This window comes from Pseudomonas sp. LBUM1668, from assembly GCF_059695715.1.
In genome coordinates, this window is record NZ_CP166787.1 from 2,056,156 (window position 1) to 2,075,761 (window position 19,606).

At 61.4% G+C, this 19,606-nt stretch carries 6 protein-coding genes; 2 read left to right on the forward strand and 4 right to left on the reverse strand.

What is annotated here, in order from left to right; genetic code table 11:
- The first annotated feature begins 12 nt into the window (after window positions 1–12).
- Together ACA061_RS09140 and ACA061_RS09145 are read left to right on the forward strand one after the other, a co-directional pair.
- Window positions 13–12,339, forward strand: a complete 12,327-nt coding sequence (locus tag ACA061_RS09140) for a non-ribosomal peptide synthase/polyketide synthase (RefSeq protein WP_497301223.1) — start codon at window positions 13–15, stop codon at window positions 12,337–12,339.
- Window positions 12,340–12,414: 75 nt separating this feature from the next.
- Complete coding sequence (locus ACA061_RS09145; RefSeq protein WP_042558563.1) at window positions 12,415–13,371, forward strand: alpha/beta hydrolase; 957 nt, start codon at window positions 12,415–12,417, stop codon at window positions 13,369–13,371.
- A gap of 329 nt (window positions 13,372–13,700) precedes the next feature.
- Here the strand turns inward: ACA061_RS09145 and ACA061_RS09150 are convergent, their stop codons facing one another.
- From ACA061_RS09150 to pvdO, 4 genes are all read right to left on the reverse strand, one after another.
- The gene (locus tag ACA061_RS09150; protein WP_497301224.1) at window positions 13,701–14,000 is read right to left on the reverse strand and encodes a hypothetical protein; all 300 of its coding nucleotides are present in this window, start codon (window positions 13,998–14,000) and stop codon (window positions 13,701–13,703) included.
- 362 nt (window positions 14,001–14,362) lie between these two features.
- On the reverse strand, window positions 14,363–16,843 hold the full coding sequence (locus tag ACA061_RS09155; protein ID WP_497301225.1) for a TonB-dependent siderophore receptor: 2,481 nt from the start codon (window positions 16,841–16,843) through the stop codon (window positions 14,363–14,365).
- 115 nt (window positions 16,844–16,958) lie between these two features.
- Entirely contained in the window at window positions 16,959–18,608 is a 1,650-nt protein-coding gene (locus tag ACA061_RS09160) for a cyclic peptide export ABC transporter (protein ID WP_210555572.1), read from the reverse strand.
- Window positions 18,609–18,716: 108 nt separating this feature from the next.
- A complete protein-coding gene (gene pvdO / locus ACA061_RS09165; protein WP_150601402.1) occupies window positions 18,717–19,604 on the reverse strand; it encodes a dihydropyoverdine dehydrogenase in 888 nt (295 codons plus the stop codon).
- Between the last annotated feature and the right edge of the window lie 2 nt (window positions 19,605–19,606).

The following is a 19,606-nucleotide window of genomic DNA, read 5'->3' on the forward strand; positions in this document are numbered from 1 at the left end:
AGGGAAAAACGCGTGCAAGAGTTAATCGAGTCGGTAGGACAACTTTCGGCTAAGCAAAGAAAGGCTCTGGCGGTTCTGCTCAAGCAGAAAGGCGTCAACCTCTTTGACATTGCCCCGGTTTTCAAGCGCACGGCTGAAGAGCCGCTGTTGCTGTCCTACGCTCAGCAACGCCAGTGGTTTCTCTGGCAGTGGGCGCCGCACAGCGCGGCCTACAACATTCCGACGGCCCTGCGTTTGCAGGGGCCGCTGGATGTTACTGCGCTGGAGCGCAGCGTCCAGGCGCTGATCGAACGACACGAAACCTTGCGCACGGTGTTCACTCAGGAAACCGGGCAACCCTTGCAAGTGATCCTGCCCGCAGGACCCTTTGCACTGGAGATCCATCAACTGAGCGCTGCGCTGGCGAACGACCCTGAGGCTTCAATTCAGGCGTTCGTGCAGACCCAGAGCCAGAAAACTTTCGACCTGGAGCACGGCCCGCTGTTGCGCGCGGCCTTGCTGCAAGTCACCCCGCATGATCATGTACTGGTGCTGACCCTGCACCACATCGTGTCCGATGGCTGGTCGCTGCAAGTGATGATCGAAGAGCTGGTGCAGCTTTACGCTGGCTTCAATCTCGGTCACGACGCCGGTCTGCCGGCATTGCCGATTCAATACGCCGACTACGCCTTGTGGCAGCGGCAGTGGATGGAGGCCGGTGAGCAGGAACGGCAACTGGCGTACTGGCAGGAGAAGCTGGGCGGCGAGCAACCGGTGCTGGAACTGCCGATGGATCGCCCGCGCTCCATCGAGCAAAGCTTCGCCGGCGCCAGCCATAACCTGATTCTCGACCCGACGCTGAGCAACGCGCTCAAGGCCTTTGCGCGCAAGGAAAATGTCACGCTGTTCGTCTTGCTGCTGGCCTCGTTCCAGGCTTTGTTGCACCGTTACAGCGGGCAGGCCGACATTCGTGTCGGTGTGCCGGTGGCCAACCGTGGGCGGGTCGAAATCGAGCGTCTGATCGGCTTCTTCGTCAACACTCAGGTGCTCAAGGCCGACATCGACGGGCAACTGCCGTTTGTCGAGCTGCTGCGTCAGGTCAAGCAAACCGCACAAGAAGCGCAAGCCCATCAGGACTTGCCGTTCGAGCAACTGGTCGAAGCGCTGGAGCCGGGCCGCAGCTTGAGCCACAGTCCTTTGTTCCAGGTGATGTTCAACCACCAGGCCGAACGCCGCGCGAGCGTCGAGACGCGTCTGAACGGCTTGAGCATCGAGCCACTGGAATGGCAGAGCCAGACCGCGCAATTCGACCTGACCCTCAACACCACCGAACAGGCGCATGGCATCGAAGCCGTGCTCAAGTACGCCACCGATCTGTTCGACGCGGCAACCATCGAGCGTCTGGCGCAACACTGGACCGCACTGTTGCAGGCCATCGTCGCCGAGCCGACGCAGCGCATCGGCCAGTTGCCGATACTCGATGGCAGCCAGCAGCAACAATTGCTCGCACAGTGGAACCCGGCGTTGGTCGAGCAAACGGTCGAGCAATGCATTCACCAAACCATCGAAGCCCAGGCCGAACGTCATCCCGATGCGGTGGCCGTAACCTGCGACGGGCAACGCCTGACCTACGCAGAACTCAATCGCCGCGCCAACCAGTGGGCGCATGTGCTGATCGCGCGTGGCGTCGGCCCGGACGTGCGCGTCGGTGTCGCCGTTGAGCGTTCGCTGGACATGATCGTCGCCATCCTCGCGGTGCTCAAGGCCGGAGGTGCCTATGTGCCGCTGGACCCGGGTTACCCGGATGATCGCCTGAGCCACATGATCGAAGACAGCGGCATCGAGTTGCTGCTGACCCAAGAGCATCTGCTGGCGCAACTGCCGGTTCCGCAAGGGCTGGCGTGCCTCGATCTGAATCAAACGCCAGAACATGGCAACGACACCAGCCCGGTGTGCCTGACTACGCCGGATAATCTGGCCTACGTCATTTACACCTCCGGCTCCACCGGCAAACCGAAGGGCGCGCTGCTGCCGCACAGCAACGTCATGCGCCTGTTCAGCGCCACCGAACACTGGTTCGATTTCGGTCCACAGGACAGCTGGACACTGTTCCATTCCTACGCCTTCGATTTCTCGGTGTGGGAGATCTTCGGTGCGCTGCTCTATGGCGGCAAACTGGTGGTGGTGCCCCACGACGTCAGCCGCTCCCCGGAGGATTTCTACACCCTGCTGTGCGACGAAAATGTCACCGTCCTGAACCAGACGCCGTCGGCGTTCAAGCCGTTGATGCAGGTGGCCAGCGAGTCGACACGCGATAACGCGCTGCGTTATGTGGTGTTCGGTGGCGAGGCACTGGAAGTGCAGAGCATGCGCCCGTGGTTCGAGCGTTTCGGCGACTGTGCCCCCACGCTGATCAACATGTACGGCATCACCGAAACCACCGTGCACGTGACTTACCGGGCGTTGTCGCTGGCCGACTTGCAGCATAGCCACAGCAGCCCGATCGGCGAACCGATTGTCGACCTGTCGTGGTACTTGCTCGACAACTCGCTGAACCTGGTGCCGCAAGGCTGCATCGGCGAGTTGTACATCGCCGGCGCCGGTCTGGCCCGTGGTTACCTGAATCAGGCGGGAATGACTGCTACGCGGTTCGTGCCGGATCCGTTCAATCCGCAGGCGGGTGAGCGTCTGTATCGCACCGGTGACCTCGCGCGGTTGCGCGGCGACGGTGTGATCGAATACATCGGCCGTATCGACCATCAGGTGAAGATCCGCGGCTTTCGTATCGAACTCGGGGAAATCGAAGCGCAACTGCTCAAGCACCCCGAAGTGCGCGAGGCGGTGGTGCTGGCGGTCGATGGCCTCAGCGGTCAGCAACTGGCGACCTGGATTGTCGCCAACGAGGCGCTGGACGCCGAAGGGCAGGGCGCGCTGCGCGAATCGATCAAGGTTCACCTGCGCCAATCCCTGCCGGATTACATGGTTCCGGTCAGTTGGGCGTTCCTTGAACGTCTGCCGCTGACGGCCAACGGCAAACTCGATCGCAAGCAACTGCCACAGCCCGACGTGGCCCAGGTGCAGGAAGCGTACGCGGCACCGCGCAACGAACTGGAACAGCGTCTGGCCGAGATCTGGCAGGACGTGTTGAAGGTCGAGCGGATCGGCCTCAACGACAACTTCTTTGAGCTGGGCGGCGACTCGATCATTTCGATTCAGGTGGTCAGCCGCGCCCGTCAGGCGGGCATTCGTTTCACCCCCAAGGACATTTTCCAGCACCAGACCGTGCAGCGTCTGGCCACCGTCGCGCAACAAAGCGATACGGTGCAGACCCAGCAGGGCGAGGTGCTGGGCGACGCGGTCCTGACGCCGATCCAGCATTACTTCTTCAACAGCGACATCCCGGCGCGGCATCACTGGAACCAGTCGATCCTGTTGACTCCGGCCACCGCGCTGCAAGCGGCACCGCTTGCGCAGGCGTTGCAGCATCTGCATCGGCACCATGACGCCCTGCGCCTGCGTTATCGCCAATCCAGCGATGGCTGGCAACAGAGCCATGCGCCTGCGGAGCAAGCGCAAGCGTTGCTGCGCACCTTTACGCTGGACGACAGCGCGGCATTGCCGGCCTTGTGCCTGGACTTGCAACGCAGCCTCGATTTGCTCGATGGCCCGCTGATTCGCGCGGCGCTGGTCGATTTGCCGGACGCCAGCCAGCGCTTGCTGCTGGTGATCCATCACCTGGTGGTCGATGGTGTGTCGTGGCGGATCCTGCTGGAAGATCTGCAAACCGCGTATCAACAACTGAGCACCGAGCAAGCCGTGCGTCTGCCGGCCAAGACCAGCGCGTTCAAGGAGTGGGGCAAGCGTCTGCAGGAGCATGCCCGCAGCGCTGAGCTGGAAAGCGAACTGGATTACTGGCGCGGGCAGCTGCGCGATGTGTCGGTCGAACTGCCGCTGGACAACCCGCAGGGCCAGTTGAGCAACCGTTTCGAACGCAGTGTCGATACGCGTCTGGACGCCGAACGCACCCGTCAGTTGCTGCAACAGGCGCCAGCGGTTTATCGCACCCAGGTCAACGACTTGTTGCTGACCGCGCTCGCCCGGGTCTTGTGCCAGTGGACCCACACCGACAGCGCACTGGTGCAGCTTGAGGGGCACGGTCGTGAAGACCTGTTCGACGACGTCGACCTGAGCCGCACGGTGGGTTGGTTCACCAGCATGTTCCCGGTGCGCCTGACCCCCGACGTCAATCTCGAAGCGTCGATCAAGGGCATCAAGGAGCAACTGCGCGCGATCCCCAATAAAGGCATCGGCTATGGCTTGCTCCGTCACTTGGGCAGCCCCGAGGCGCAAGCTTCCCTGAACCCATTGGCGCAACCGAAGGTGACGTTCAACTACCTCGGCCAGTTCGACAACAACTTCGACGCCGACGCCCTGTGGGTGCCGGCCACCGAAGACAAGGGCGCCGGCCAGGACGAAAACGCGCCGATGGCCAACTGGCTGACCATCGACGGCCGGGTCTATCAGGGCCAACTGAGCCTGACCTGGACCTACAGCAGCGATGTTTTTGAAGAGGCCACCATCAACGCGCTGGCCCGCGCGTATGAAGTGGCGCTGGGCGAGTTGATCGACCATTGCCTGAGCCACCCGAGCGGTGGTTTGACGCCGTCCGACGTGCCACTGGCGGGGTTGTCCCAAGCGCATCTGGACAGCCTGCCGATCGCTGCTCAGCGCATCGAGGACATTTATCCGCTGGCGCCAATGCAGCAGGGCATTCTGTTCCACAGCCTGTACGACGCCGATGCCAGCGCCTATGTCTATCAGATGCTGCTGGACATCGACGGCCTCGACGTGGCTCGCTTCCAGCAAGCCTGGCAGCGCGTAGTGGATCGCCATGAAGTGCTGCGCGCCGGTTTTATCTGGGGCCGCGACGGCCTCGATGCGCCGCTGCAAGTGATCAACCGGCAGTTGACCCTGGAAATGCCGGAAGTCGATGTGCGCGGTGTGACGGATCTGCCGGCCGTGCTCGAAGCGCGGGCGCAGGCCGACCGTGAGCGCGGTTTCGATCTGCAGAACCCTCCTCTGTTGCGCCTGTGCCTGCTACGTACTGCCGATGACCGTCATCGTCTGATTTTCACCTGCCACCACATCCTCATGGATGGCTGGAGCAACTCGCGGATGTTCGGCGAGGTATTGCAGGATTACGCCGGTCACCCGGTGCCGAGTGCACAGGGTCGTTACCGCGACTTCCTGGTCTGGCTGCAAGGTCAGGACAAGGCCGGCGCAGAGGATTTCTGGCGCGGGCAACTGGCTGAACTGGACGAGCCGACCCGTTTGGCCTCGGCCTGCCATGGACGTACCGTGCCGGGGCCGGGCAAGCAAATGCATCGTCTGCATTTCGACGAAGTCTTTACTCAGCGCCTGAACAGTTTCTCCCGTCAGCAGCAAGTGACCCTCAACAGCCTGGTGCAAGCGGCGTGGTTGCTGGTGCTGCAACGCTACACCGGCCAGGCCACCGTTGCGTTTGGCGCAACCGTGTCCGGGCGCCCGGTTGATTTGCCGGGCATCGAGCAGCAACTGGGTCTTTTCATCAACACCTTGCCGGTGATCGCCAGCCCGCAGGCCACGGTCAGCGTCGGCGACTGGGTGCGCAGTGTGCAGGACAAGAACCTGTTGCTGCGTGACTTCGAGCAGACGCCGTTGCAGGACATCCAGCGTCTGGCGCAACTGAGCGGCGAAGCGCTGTTCGACACTTTGCTGGTGTTTGAAAACTATCCGGTGTCCGAAGCATTGGAAGCCAATCCCGGTGGCCTGCGTTTCGCAGGTTTAGAACACCGCGAGCAAACCAACTACGGCCTGACCCTGATCGCCGGGGCCAGCGACGTGTTGAATCTGGACTTCAATTACCTCACCGAGCACTTCGCCGAGTGCAGCGTGCAGGGGCTGGCGGCGCATATGCAAGAAGTGCTGCGTCAGTTCCTTGAGGCGCCGCAACGGCCGTTGGGCGAGATCGGCCTGCTGTCGGTCGCTGAACGCCAGACACTGGCGCAGTGGAACGACAATCACGCCACGTATCCGGCTGAACGTCTGATCCCGCAAAGCTTCGAAGCCCGCGTGCAAATGCATCCGCACGCACAGGCCCTGAGTCACGCCGGCGTGGCCCTGAGCTACGCCGAACTCAATCAGCGCGCTAACCAGTTGGCGCGTCATCTGCAGGTGCTCGGGGTCGGCCCCGAAATCCGCGTGGGCGTGGCGATGCCGCGTTCGGCGGAACTGGTGATCGCCCTGATGGCGGTGCTCAAGGCCGGTGGCACCTATGTGCCGCTGGACCCGGATTATCCGGCTGATCGCGTGGCCTACATGCTCGACGACAGCCAGGCAAAAGTCCTGCTGACGCAACAGTCGCTGCTGGCGCAATTGCCGCAGACCGACGCCGAAGTGGTACTGGTCGAGGCGGGCGGTCAGGCGTTTGCCGAGTTGTCTTCGGACAATCTGCCGGCGCAGGGCGACTCCGCCAATCTGGCGTACGTGATCTACACCTCCGGTTCCACCGGTAAACCGAAAGGCGTGGCCATCGCTCATCGCAATGTGCAGGCGCTGATTCACTGGTCCGCCGATGTCTACAGCGAAGACGATCTGCAAGGTGTACTGGCCTCGACGTCGGTGTGTTTCGACCTGTCGGTGTGGGAGATTTTCGTCACCCTGGCGCGTGGCGGTTCGATCGTCATGGCGCGTAATGCGCTGGAGCTACCGGACTTGCCGGAGCGTGATCAGGTACGCCTGATCAACACCGTGCCGTCGGCGATTGCCGCACTGCAACGCATCGGGCAGATTCCGCAGGGTGTGCGCATCATCAACCTCGCTGGCGAGCCGCTGAAGCAGAGTCTGGTCGATACCCTTTACCGCGAAACCTCGGTGGCTCACGTCTACGACCTGTACGGACCTTCGGAAGACACGACCTATTCGACCTGGACTCGCCGCGAGGCCGGTGGTCAGGCGAACATCGGTCGGCCGTTGGTCAACACCACGGCGTATATGCTCGACGGCCAATTGCAGCCAGCGCCGATTGGAGTGGCGGCCGAGCTGTATCTGGCTGGCGATGGCATCACCCGTGGCTACCTGTTCCGCCCGGGCCTGACCGCCGAACGTTTCGTGCCGAACCCGCTGTCGAAAACCGGCGAGCGCATGTATCGCACCGGCGACCTGACCCGCTTCACTGACGACGGCCGTATCGAATATGTCGGGCGCATCGACCATCAGGTGAAGGTGCGCGGGTTCCGCATCGAACTGGGTGAAATCGAAGCGCGTTTGCTGGCCCACAACAGCGTGCGCGACGGCGTGGTGCTGGCCGTGGATGGCCCGAGCGGTCAGCAACTGGTCGCGTACGCGGTACCGAGCGACAGCAGCCTGAGCCTCGAAGAGCAGGACGCTCTGAGCCAGGCGTTGCAGGACGTGCTCAAGGCGAATCTGCCGGAGTACATGGTGCCGGCGCAGTGGCTGTTCCTCGAGCAGTTGCCGCTGACCCCGAACGGTAAACTCGACCGCAAGGCATTGCCGGCACCGGACGCCAGCCAGTCGCAGCGCGATTACGTGGCGCCGTCGACGCCGCTGGAGCAACAACTGGCTGAAGTCTGGCAGGACATTCTCAAAATCGAACGCGTCGGCGTCACCGACAACTTCTTTGCCTTGGGCGGCGATTCGATCATCTCGATTCAACTGGTCAGCCGCGCGCGTCAGCAGGGGATTCGTTTCACCCCGAAAGATTTGTTCCAGCAGCAGACCGTGCAGAAACTCGCCAAGGTGGTCTCGGTCGATCACGCCGACTCCCTCAGCGACACCCCGGCGGACTATCCGTTGGCCCAACTGGATCAAGCGCAGCTCGATGCATTGCCGATGTCGGCTGACATGATCGAGGACGTCTACCCGCTGTCGCCGATGCAGGAAGGCATGCTCTTCCACACGCTGTCGGATAACGGCAGCAGCCTTTACATGCAACAGGTCAGCCTGCCGATCAAGGGCCTGGACGTGGAGCGTTTCCGCAAGGCCTGGGAGTTCGTGATCGTGCGTCAGGCGATTCTGCGCACCAGTTTTCATTGGCAGGATGGCTTGGCCAAACCGTTGCAGGTGGTGCATCGCCACGCGCCGTTGCAAATGCAGGTGCTCGACTGGCGCGAGCGCGACTTCAGCGAAGCGGCTATCGCCGAGTTCGCCAGCGATGACCGCGCCCTGGGCTTCGACCTGGCCGATGCGCGCTTGCAACGGATCACCCTGCTGCGCCTGAGCGACGATCAGTATCAAATGATCTGGACCAGCCACCACATCCTGATGGATGGCTGGAGCAGCTCGCGCCTGTTCGGCGAGGTTTTGCAGTACTACGCCAAGGGCGAAATCATCGGCGAGAACGGTCGTTACCGCGACTTCATCGCCTGGTTGCAGGCGCAGGATCAGGACGCTCAGGAGCTGTTCTGGAAGGCGCGTCTGGCCGTGGTCAACGAGCCGACGGCCCTGAGCCAGGCGATGCATCCGCGCCACAGCGTCGATGTCGCCGGCCACGATGCGATCTATTCCAATTGGGACAAAGCGCAAACCGCGGGCCTGTTGCAGTTCTGCCGCGATCTGCGCATCACCCCCAACACGCTGATTCAGGGCGCATGGCTGCTGCTGCTGCAGCGCTACACCGGCCAGCAGACGGTGACCTTCGGTGCCACAGTGTCGGGACGTCCGGAAAGCCTGGCGAATGTCGGCAACATGCTGGGTCTGTTCATCAACACCTTGCCGATCATTCAGACGCCGCAAGCGGATCAGCGTCTGGCGGACTGGCTGGGCGAAGTGCAGGCCTACAACCTCGACATTCGCGATTATTCCCAGGCGCCGCTGGCCGATGTACAACGCTGGTCCAACCTCGGTGGGCAGGCGCTGTTCGACAGCATCGTGGTGTTCGAAAACTTCCCGATCGACGACCGTTTGCAGGAAGAAAACGACACCGACCTGACCTTCGGCAAATCCATCGGCCATGGCGTGACCAACGTGCCGATGGACCTCGCGGTGATGCTCGGCGACGAGTTGTCGATCGAGTATCTGTACCTGCGCAGCCACTTCAGTGCCGACGCCGTTGTCGGTATTCGCCAGACCATGGAGAACACGATTGCCGCGATGTTGGCGGCACCGTACGAGCGCCTCGGCAACTTGCAGCGCCTGAGCAACGAGCAATGGCAAGCAGCACAGGCCTGGAGCGCCGAACCGGCTCACTCGCATCAAACGACCCTGTTGCCGGAACTGATCAGCCGTCACGCGCAACAGCAGCCGCAGGCGATTGCCTTGCAATGCGCGGGGATGAGCCTGAGCTACGGCGAACTCGAACAGCGGGCCAATCGTCTGGCTAACTGTCTGATCGAACACGGTGCCGGGCCGGAAGTAGTGATCGGCGTGGCCTTGCCGCGTTCGCTGGAGATGGTGGTGAGCTTCCTCGCCGTCCTCAAGAGCGGTGCGGCGTACGTGCCGCTGGATATTGAGTATCCGCCGGAGCGTCTGGCATACATGATCGAAGATTCGGGCATGGCACTGCTGCTGACCCAGAGCAGCCTGCGCGCGACGCTGCCGGCGCCGGAAGGTCTGCTGCGCCTGGAAATCGATCACCTTGATGAAAGCCGCTACGCCGACCACGTTCCCGACTGCCGCGTTCACGAGCAGGGTCTGGCGTATCTGGTCTACACCTCCGGTTCCACCGGGCGTCCAAAAGGCGTCGCGGTCACCCAAGGCCCGCTGAGCATGCACTGTCAGGCGATTGCCGAATTGTACGAAATGGACGCCAGCAGTTGCGAGCTGCACTTCATGTCGTTCGCCTTCGACGGCGCCCATGAACGCTGGCTGAGCACGTTGTACAGCGGTGGCCGTCTGGTGATTCGTGACGGCTGCCTGTGGACGCCGGAGCAAACCTACGAGGCCCTGCACGATTACGGCATCACCATCGCCTGCTTCCCGCCGGCCTACCTCAAACAACTAGCTGAATATGCGGCGGCCAGCGGCATTGCGCCGCCGCCCGTGCGGATCTATTGCTTCGGCGGTGATGCGGTGCCGGATCAGACTTTCGAGCAGGTCAAGGCTGCGCTGCGTCCCGAGTACTTCACCAACGGCTACGGCCCGACCGAAACCGTGGTCACGCCGATGCTCTGGAAAGTCCCGGTCAGCCAGCATTGCGAAGCGGCCTATGCACCGATCGGCCGCGCCGTCGGCGCGCGTTCGTTGTACGTGCTGGACGAGGATTTGAACCCGTTGCCGCCCGGTTTTGCCGGTGAGCTGTACATCGGCGGGTACGGTGTCGCTCGGGGTTATCACGGGCGTGCGGACCTGACCTGCGAGCGCTTTGTACCGAACCCGTTCGCGGCGGGCGAGCGCTTGTATCGCAGCGGCGATCTGGTGCGTTTGCGTACCGACGGTGTGGTCGATTACGTCGGCCGTATCGACCATCAGGTCAAGGTGCGCGGCTTCCGCATCGAACTGGGCGAAGTCGAAGCCAGTCTGCGCCAATTGCCATCGGTCACCGATGCACTGGTGATCGCCCGTGACAATGCCTCTGGCAAGCAACTGATCGGTTATGTGGTCACCGCAACTGGCGAAGACATCGGCGATGAACTCAAGGCTGGCCTGCGTGCTTCGTTACCGGAATACATGGTGCCGGCGCAGATCGTCTGCCTGGATGCTTTCCCCGTCACGCCAAATGGCAAGCTCGATCGCAAGGCGTTGCCGGAACCGGAATTCAAAACCGAGGAATACATCGCGCCGCGCAACGAGCAGGAAAGCTTGCTCGCGGACATCTGGGCGCAGGTGCTGCAGGTCGAGCAGGTGGGTATCAGCGATAACTTCTTCGAACTGGGCGGCGACTCGATTCTGAGTTTGCAGGTGATCTCCCGCGTCAGAAACCACCCGACGTTGCAGATGGATCTCAAGCTGCGCGACCTGATGCGTTATCAGACCATCGCCGGCATCGTCGAGCAGGAAGTGGCGAAGGAGGGCACGGCCCAGCCACAGACGGACGTCACGCAAGTGGCCACCGAGGGGCTGTTCAATCTCTTGCCGATTCAGGAGTGGTTCTTTGCCGAAGGCATGGCCGAGGCGCATCACTACAATCAGTCGCTGCTGCTGAGCGCGCGCCAGCCGCTGGATCTGGACGCACTGGAGCAAGCGCTGAGCTGGGTCGAGCAACATCACGACTCGTTGCGTCTGCGTTTCAGCCACGAAGGCGGACGCTGGTTGCAACGCTACTGTGACCTCAACGAACAGGGCGAAGTGTTGCTCTGGCGTCGCGAAGCGGACAACAGCGAGCAGGTCGAAGCGCTGGCCAACCTCGCCCAGCGCAGCCTGAAACTCGACGACGGGCCGGTCTGGCGGGTGATGCACGTCGCCTTGCCCGATGGCCAGGCGCGATTGCTGGTGTTGATTCATCACTTGGTGGTCGACACCGTGTCCTGGCGGATTCTGCTCGACGATTTGAAAGTGGCCTACGAGGCGTGCGTGCAGGGGCAGGAGCCGAAACTGCCGATTCGCACCAGCAGTTATCGTTCGTTCGCCGAGGCGTTACAGACCCAGGCGCCGGTGATCGCCGAGCAGGAACTGTCGTATTGGCTGGAGCAACTGGATCAGCCGGGCGTCGATCTGCCGTGCGACAACCCGCGCGGCAAAAACCTCGTGCGCCAACAAGCGCAGGCGCGGCTCAAACTGTCACGCGAACACACCGAACAACTGCTCAAACAGGCCCCGGCGGTGTACGGCACGCAGATCAACGATCTGCTGCTGTCGGCACTCAGTCGCGCGCTGTGCCGCTGGAGTCGACAACCGTCGGCGCTGATCCTGCTCGAAGGCCATGGTCGCGAAGACCTGTTCGAGACCATTGATCTGAGCCGCAGTCTGGGCTGGTTTACCAGCATGTTTCCGGTGCGTTTGCGTCCGGACAGCGATGACATCGGCCGTTCGATCGTCAACGTGCAGGCGCAATTGGCAGCGGTGCCGCAGAAGGGCATCGGCTACGGCGTGTTGCGTCATCTGGCGGGGGCCGAGGTGTCCCGGCAACTGGCCGAGCTGCCGCAAGCGCGGGTCACGTTCAACTACCTGGGCCAGTTCGACCAGAGCTTCGACGAGCAGGCGTTGCTGGTGCCGGCGCTGGAAGAAACCGGTGACAACTACAGCCTCAAAGCCAACCTGGGCAACTGGCTGGAAATTGTCGGCCAGGTCTATGACGGTCAGTTGGCCATGCGCTGCATCTACAGCAGCCAGCGGTATCGCGCCGGCACCATGGATGCCTTGATGAACGATTTCCAGCGTGAGCTGGAGGCGTTGGTCGAGCATTGCATGGCACGCGTGGGCTGATCGGCAATTGCACTGACTCTTGTGGGGGGCGTCGCCCGTGCGCGCCCCTTGTTTGCTCATACAAGGACCTTATCGATGTCGTTACACCCTGATCTGGAAGCCTTCCTCGACCTCGCTCAAGACAGCCAGGACGCCGGCCTGCCGGCCATGCACCAATTGACCCCGAGCGAAGCCCGGGCGACTTTCGAGCAGACCACGGCGCAGTTGCGCTGGCCTGTGCCCGAAGATCTGCACGTTACACCGGTCGACACCCTGGCTCGCGACGGTGCGCCATTGGCGTTGCGTCTATACCGGCCCAATGGTGCGTCTGCGCCGATGCCGGTGCTGGTGTATTTTCACGGCGGCGGTTTCGTCGTCGGCAGCCTCGACTCCCATGATGGTGTGTGTCGTGAATTCTGCCGACGTACGCCCTGTGCGGTGCTTTCGGTTGGTTATCGGCTGGCACCGGAGCATCGCTTTCCTACGGCGCTGGAAGATGGCGAGGATGCCTTGTCGTGGCTGGCGGAAAACGCTGCGGGCCTGGGTCTCGACACCTCGCGCGTAGCGTTTGGCGGCGACAGTGCCGGTGCTACCCTGGCCACCGTGCTGGCTGTACAAGCGGTGGTACAGCCGTCGACGGTGGCCATCGCGCCCAAGGTGCAGTTGTTGTGTTATCCGGTTACCGATGCGTCGCGCACTCATGATTCACGCTTGCTGTTCGGCGAGGGTTATCTGCTGGAGAACGATACGCTGGACTGGTTCTATCAGCACTATGCCCGCAGCCCGCAGGACTATTTAGACTGGCGCTTTTCGCCATTGCTGGCGGAGGACTTGCGTGGTGTGGCTCCGGCGATTGTGCTGTTGGCCGGGTTTGATCCCTTGCTGGATGAGGGGCAGGCTTATGCGGATAAATTGCGTGAGCACGGTGTGAGTGTTGAGCTTGAGCATTGTTCGGGGTTGACCCATGACTTGCTGCGTATGGCTTGCGTTATGCCTGATGTTTTGCAGGTGCATGAACGCCTGAGCCGGGTTTTGGCGCGGGCTTTGGGTTGATTGTGGTTTGGTGGTTTGGTGGTTTGGTTGGGGGGAATATCCGTTGCTGCGGGTGTTGCTGATTAGGGTTCCGCCCTTACGGCGGGTCACTTTTGGCAAACGCCCGGAATGCCGGCCCAGCCAAAAGTAACCAAAAGGTCTGTGCCCTGACGTTCGGCCCCTCGCTGAGGCTCGGGGTCCCTTCGTTCCGGGATTGATCCGGGGGCATCGCTTCCGGTTTGCTTCGCTGCACCTCCTTTCGATGTGTTTGGCTTCGCCAAACGGTCGCTGCGCTCCCACCCCCGGATCAACCCCTCCACTCAGCCTGCCGACGGGCTCCGAGATCAAGATCAAGAGCGGTACTCGAGCTTGCGCTCATTGTGTTGAGTGGGGCGGCATGCGCCGCGTGCGGGTTGTACTTGTTTTCTTGTGGGAGCTGGCTTGCCAGCGATGGCGGCCTGACAGCCGACCAAGTTTTGACAGATGTACTCAACCCCCTTGTAGGAGTTGCCGAAGGCTGCGATCTTTTGATCTGCTTGGCTTTGGCTTTGGCTTTGGCTTTGGCTTTGGCTTTGGCTTTGGCTTTGGCTTTGGCTTTGGCTTTGGCTCTGGCTCTGGCTTTTGACGTTGCTTTTGATCTCCAGACCCATCGGCAGGCTGAGTGGAGGGGTTGATCCGGGGGGGGGGAGCGTAGCGACCGTACGACGCAGTCGTATACAGCGGAAGGAGGTGCAGCGAAGCAAACCGGAAACGCTGCGCCCGGATCAATCCCGTAGCGAAGGAACCCGAGCCTTAGCGAGGGCCGTACGTCAGGGTAAAGCCTTTTTGGTTACTTTTTCGGCGTCTGGAAAAAGTGACCCGCCGTAAGGGCGGAACCCTAATCAGCAACACCCGCAGCAACGGATATTCACCCAACCCCCAAGAACATGGTCGGCCCAAAGGCCGCCAAAAAAAGCCAAAAAAAAGCCAAAAAAAAGCCCCACCAAGGCAGGGCTTTCTTAAAAGCGAAAAATCAGAAGTCAGCCTTCACCGACATCACGAAATTACGCGGATCACCATAAAAGTTACCGAACCCTTCGGTACCAATGGTCGAGTAGTAACGCTTGTCAAACAGGTTATTCCCGTTCAACGCAACCGACCAGGTGTCATCGATACGGTAGCCAATGCGACCGTTCCACACGGCATACCCGGCACCATCAATGTTGTCACCGCCCAAGGGCGAAGTCCGGTAGTTGCCCGTCTGCGCATTAACGCCAGCACCAATCGTCACGCGATCCAGCGGCCCGCTCAGGCTGTAGTCACCCCACACACGCAACAGATGACGCGGCACGTAGGAGTTATAGATCACGCCGTCTTGGGTGGCGTCAGCATCCTCCAGCACTTTGGTCTGGGTATAGGTATAGCCAGCCAACAATTGCAGGCGATCAATCACCTCACCGCTGACTTCAGCCTCGAAGCCCTGCGCGCGCACCTTGCCGGAGTTGATCGAGCAAGAGCTGTCTTCGCAGCGAGGGTCATCCTGAGCCGCATCTTTCTGAAGGGTGCGGAACAGGTTGAAGGAGCTGTTCAGACGTCCGTCGAACCACTCACCCTTGATCCCCAACTCGTAGCTCTGGCCAACCAATGGCTTGAGGGTGCTGCCATCGATAGTCTTGTAGGCGCCTTGCGGGGTAAAGATGTCGGTGTAGCTGGCATACGCAGTCAGGTTGTCGTTGAGGTCGAACAGCACACCGGCGAACGGCGTGACCTGCCCGGTTTCCGTGGACTTGGTGTTGACCTGGGTGCCCTCACCGCGGAAGTACTGCACCGAGTCGGTGTCGGACTTGTACCAGCTCACACGGCTGCCCAGTACGAGGGTCAGCGGATCGGCGAGTTTCAGGCGGGCGATGGAGTAAGCGCCGTACTGCTTGATGTGCATGTCCACCGGGCCGCCACGGGAGGCATTGGCCAGGTAGTAGCTTTCGTCCGGTTGCGGGATGTGGTGGTTGGGGTTGAGCACGTTCTGCCGTTGGGGCAGGGCGGCTACCGCGTAGAAGTCATCCTTGTGCGAGCGGCTGGCGTTGGCGCCGACCGTCAGTTCGTGTTGCTGGCCGAAGGCGTCGAATTTGCCATCCACGTAGGCATCGAAGCCGTAGTCGCGCTGGTCGTAGTCGTAAATGCTGCCCAGCATCAGCGTGTTGGAGGCGGTGGCACCGATCGGTACTGCGCCGCTCGGGAACGCGTATTCCATGTCCTGAGTGTTGCGCGAGTAGACGCCGGCGACCTTGAGCGACCAATCGTCGTTGAATTGGTGTTTCAGGTCGGCGAAGTAAGTGGCGCGTTTGCTGCGCTGGTTGTTCCACGCGGTGTTCAGGCACGTGGAGCGCTTGAGGTGCAGGTCGGAGCCGTCGGCGTAACGCGGCAGACCGCCCCAGCACGGCGTGGCATCGACGTCTTCCCAGGCGAAGCCCAGGCCCAGGGTAGTGTCGGGGCTGAGGTCGAAGTCTAGGGCGCCGTAGTAGATCTGGTCCTTGCGGCTGGCCACGTCATAGAAGTACTGACGGGTCTGTTCGGTGACCACGGCGCGACCACGGATGGTGCCAGCGTCGTTCAGCGGGCCGCCAGTATCGACCTGACCGCGATAGTTGTCCCACGTCCCTGCCGACAGCGACAGTTGCGTGTGCGCGGTGTCCTGGCCGCGCTTGCGCACGAAGTTGACGCCACCGGCTGTGCCGCCTGCGCCTTTCATCATGCCCGCCGCACCGCGCAGGATTTCCACGCGGTCATAGATGGCCATGTCGCTGTTGAAACTGTCGGCCTGTACGTAGCTGCTGCCCATATCCAGCGGCACGCCGTCGTACTGATATTGACCGGTCATGCGGAAACCGCGGGAGTAGAAATACTTGCCGCCCATTGGCGAGTCGTAAACGGTGATGCCCGGCGTCTTTTCCATCACCTGTTCGATGGTGTTGAGGTTCTGGTCGTCGAGCATTTTGCGGGTCATCACCGTGACCGATTGCGGTGTTTCCTTCAGCGAGTGCACACCCTTGCCGATGGTCACTGCGCCTGTAGTGTAGGAGTTGCTGCCCTCGGTGGTGGCGGTCAGGTGCTGGGCGTTGACGTTGGTCGGTGCCAACTCCATCGCATCGCCTGTGGTCGGGCCGAGTACCGTGACGGTATTGCCGTCGCGCTGATAGCTGATGCCAGTGCCCTTGAGGATGGCTTTGAGCGAGTCGTCATCCTGATACCGGCCGCTGAGCGGGCTGGAGCGCAGACCTTGCAGGTTTTCCGGGCTGTAGATGATTTGCAGGCTGGTCTGCTGGCCCAGCGCCTGGAGCGCCTGCGCGAGTGGCTGAGCCGGAATGTTCAGGGTCCATTCCTGCGCCTGGACGTAAGGGGCGGCAGCGACAGTCAGTGCCAGACCCAGACCGGTGCTGGCCAGTCGGGAGCTTGTCGCGCCGTGCATCAGCAGGGCTCGAGTCAGAGGGCGAAGCATGAAACGGGATGCGGACATGAGGTTAAGACCTTGGCAGGTATAGTTGTTAATGGTTCTTATTCATCTCATTAAGACGAGGAAGCCGCGGCAAACCGGAAAATTATTTTTTCCAGCCTGGCCACGGCCTCTTCAATCAAGCAGTTTGCAGTTCGCTTTTGACCTTGCCGGCCTCCATGCGCACAAGCTGATCGGCAACGTCGAAGTAACGGTCATCATGGGAAATCACGATGATGGTTTTGCCCAGACGTTTCAGGTCGGGCAACAGTTCGGTGTAGAAAATGCGCCGGAACGTCGGATCCTGATCCGCCGCCCATTCATCGAACACCAGCACCGGACGCTCTTCGAGCCAAGCGTTGACCAGCGCCAGTCGCTTGCGTTGGCCGGTGGACAAATCGGTGGTGCTGAAGGCGCCGTCGCGCACGCTGACCTTGTGCGCAATCTCCAGACGCTCCAGGTAGCGCGTGGCGTCCTGCGGGACTTCGCGGTCGCCCTGAATCAGATCATCGAACAGGTAATAGTCGGCAAAGATGGTGGTGAAGTTCTGCCGGTAATCATCGCGGTTGAGCGCGGTGATCGGTTGATCGTTGACGCGGATTTCGCCCTCGGTCGGTGCATAGAGACCCAGCAACAGTTTGATCAACGTGGTTTTGCCACAACCGTTTTCGCCGACAATGAACACGATGTCACCCTGTTCGATGCGCAGGTTGACTGGCCCCAGACGGAACGGTTCGCTGCCTTCCACTGGTGGGAAGGCGTAGCGCACATTGTTCAGTTCCAGACTGTTGACGACGCCGGGTTTCTTGCCCTGATCCTCCAGCAACAGATGCGGTTCGGGCGAGGAAAACTGCTCGCTCAGCTCGGCGATGCGGCGGAAGGCAATTTGTGCGCGGCTGATGATCGGCAAGGTGCTGACCAGATGTTCCAGCGGCCCCTTCATGTACAGCAGCACCAGGACAAAACCGCTCATCACCGCTTTATCGCCGCTAGGCCAGAAGGATTGCAGGGCCAGCGCCAGGCCGATCACCACGAAGAACAGCATCGAACCGAACGACTTGGCGATGACGAAGGTGTTGATCGATTTGATCTGGGTGTCGCAGATTTTTTCTGCGGTTTTCTGAATCCCGGCGACAAACATGCGCTGACGCCGTGGACGATGAATGCGCAGTTCCTTGGCACCCTCGGCAATCGCGTTGTAGTGCTTTTGCAGTTCATCTTCGCAATCACGGGCGGCGTAGAAACCGCGCATGCCCTTGGCCCGGGCAATCGCCTGAATGGTCGTGCCGATGGCGATGGCCACCAGCATCATCAGGAACATCGGCCACGACAGCATCGCCAGATAACCGAGGCAGCCGAGGGTGACGGTCATCGAAATCGCCAACGGCGCAAAGGCGAAGGCGAAGTCACTGATGGTGTCGACGTCGTGAGTCAATACCGGGATCAGGCGATGGCTGCGATAGCGTTCGATCTGGTCGATCGGCGCCGACAGCACTTTTTCCCCCAGTTCCTTGCGCAGCTTGGCAATGATGTGTTGGCCGACATAGTTGGTGCCGATGTCGGACAGAATCGTCGTCAGCAGCGCCAGTGCACACAGGCCGGCGAAGATCATGACTACGGTGCGGGTCAGGCCGTCGTCGGAGTGCAGGGCATTGTTGATGGTCGCCAGCAGCACAGTGACACTCAGGCCGCCGATCATGCCAAGCACGATGGACGCAGAGACGATCAGGCGGAAGGGCTTGAGCAGGGCGAACAATTCGTTGATCGCCCCACGCGTAGGCTTGGTCATGGAGGATTCCTGCTTCGATGCGGAGGGAGTGCCGGTACTTAAGGAAAACGAATGGTCACGGACTTTCTTTAAACGACCGCAGGTGGGCTGCGGTCGCGTGAGGCGGGATCAGAGGTCGCGCACTACTCGAAACCCGAGCCAGTCGCCCTTGCTGGTTGGCCAGCTGCTGTTGCGGTTGCCGGAACGGGAGAACACCGGCGCTTCGCCCCAGTCGTTACCGCGCATGACCTGGCGCTCGCAATTTTCCTGCGTCCATGGGCGACCGTCGCTCGGTACGTCGGAATAATCCTTGTGATAACAGTCGGCGGTCCATTCGTAGACGTTGCCGTGGGCGTCATAAACGCCAAACGCGTTGGCCGGGAAGGTGCCGGCCGGTGAGGTGAAGTTGTAGCCGTCGGCGGCGCCATAGGTGTTGGCGTGTTTGGATATCTGGTAGTTGTTGCCTTCATCGAACGGGAACGGGAAGGGCCCGGTGCTGCCACCGCGGGCGGCGTATTCGCGGATCGATTCGCTTTGCAGGCGATAAGCGTTGCCGGTCTTCTTCGACAGCCAGTCGATGTAGCCTTGGGCTTCAGCGACGTTCATGCACACGGCCGGATCGCGCGCCGTCTGTTTGAATTCGGGTTTGCCGGCCGTGCAGCGACGACCCGGACGATCATCGAAGTCATAAGGTTTGTTGCCGGTTTCGCGCACATACGCGTCCCATTCGCCCACCAGCACCTGGAAGCGGCTGATGGCGAACGGTTTGCTGAAGGTCACTTCGTGGCGTGGGCCTTCGTCCGGTTCGCGACCGACTTCGTCGTCCGGGGTGCCCATGGTGTAACTGCCGGTCGGCAACACCACCATTTCCGGGCAGTCCTTGCAGTCTTTGAACACTTTTCCGGGTGCCGGCGGGGTGGCAGCTTGAGCGGCGCCGGGCAACAGGCCGGCGCACAGCGCAGTCAGAGCCAGGGCGGGGAGCGCCTTGAAAGTGAAGCGGGTGTGAGGCTTTTTCATGA

Bases quoted from the DNA above. Each gene is read 5' to 3' on its own strand.
- ACA061_RS09145 (WP_042558563.1), top strand. From the start codon at position 12,415: ATGTCGTTACACCCTGATCTGGAAGCCTTCCTCGACCTCGCTCAAGAC.
- ACA061_RS09150 (WP_497301224.1), bottom strand. From the start codon at position 14,000: ATGGGTCTGGAGATCAAAAGCAACGTCAAAAGCCAGAGCCAGAGCCAA.
- ACA061_RS09155 (WP_497301225.1), bottom strand. From the start codon at position 16,843: ATGTCCGCATCCCGTTTCATGCTTCGCCCTCTGACTCGAGCCCTGCTG.
- ACA061_RS09160 (WP_210555572.1), bottom strand. From the start codon at position 18,608: ATGACCAAGCCTACGCGTGGGGCGATCAACGAATTGTTCGCCCTGCTC.
- pvdO (WP_150601402.1), bottom strand. From the start codon at position 19,604: ATGAAAAAGCCTCACACCCGCTTCACTTTCAAGGCGCTCCCCGCCCTG.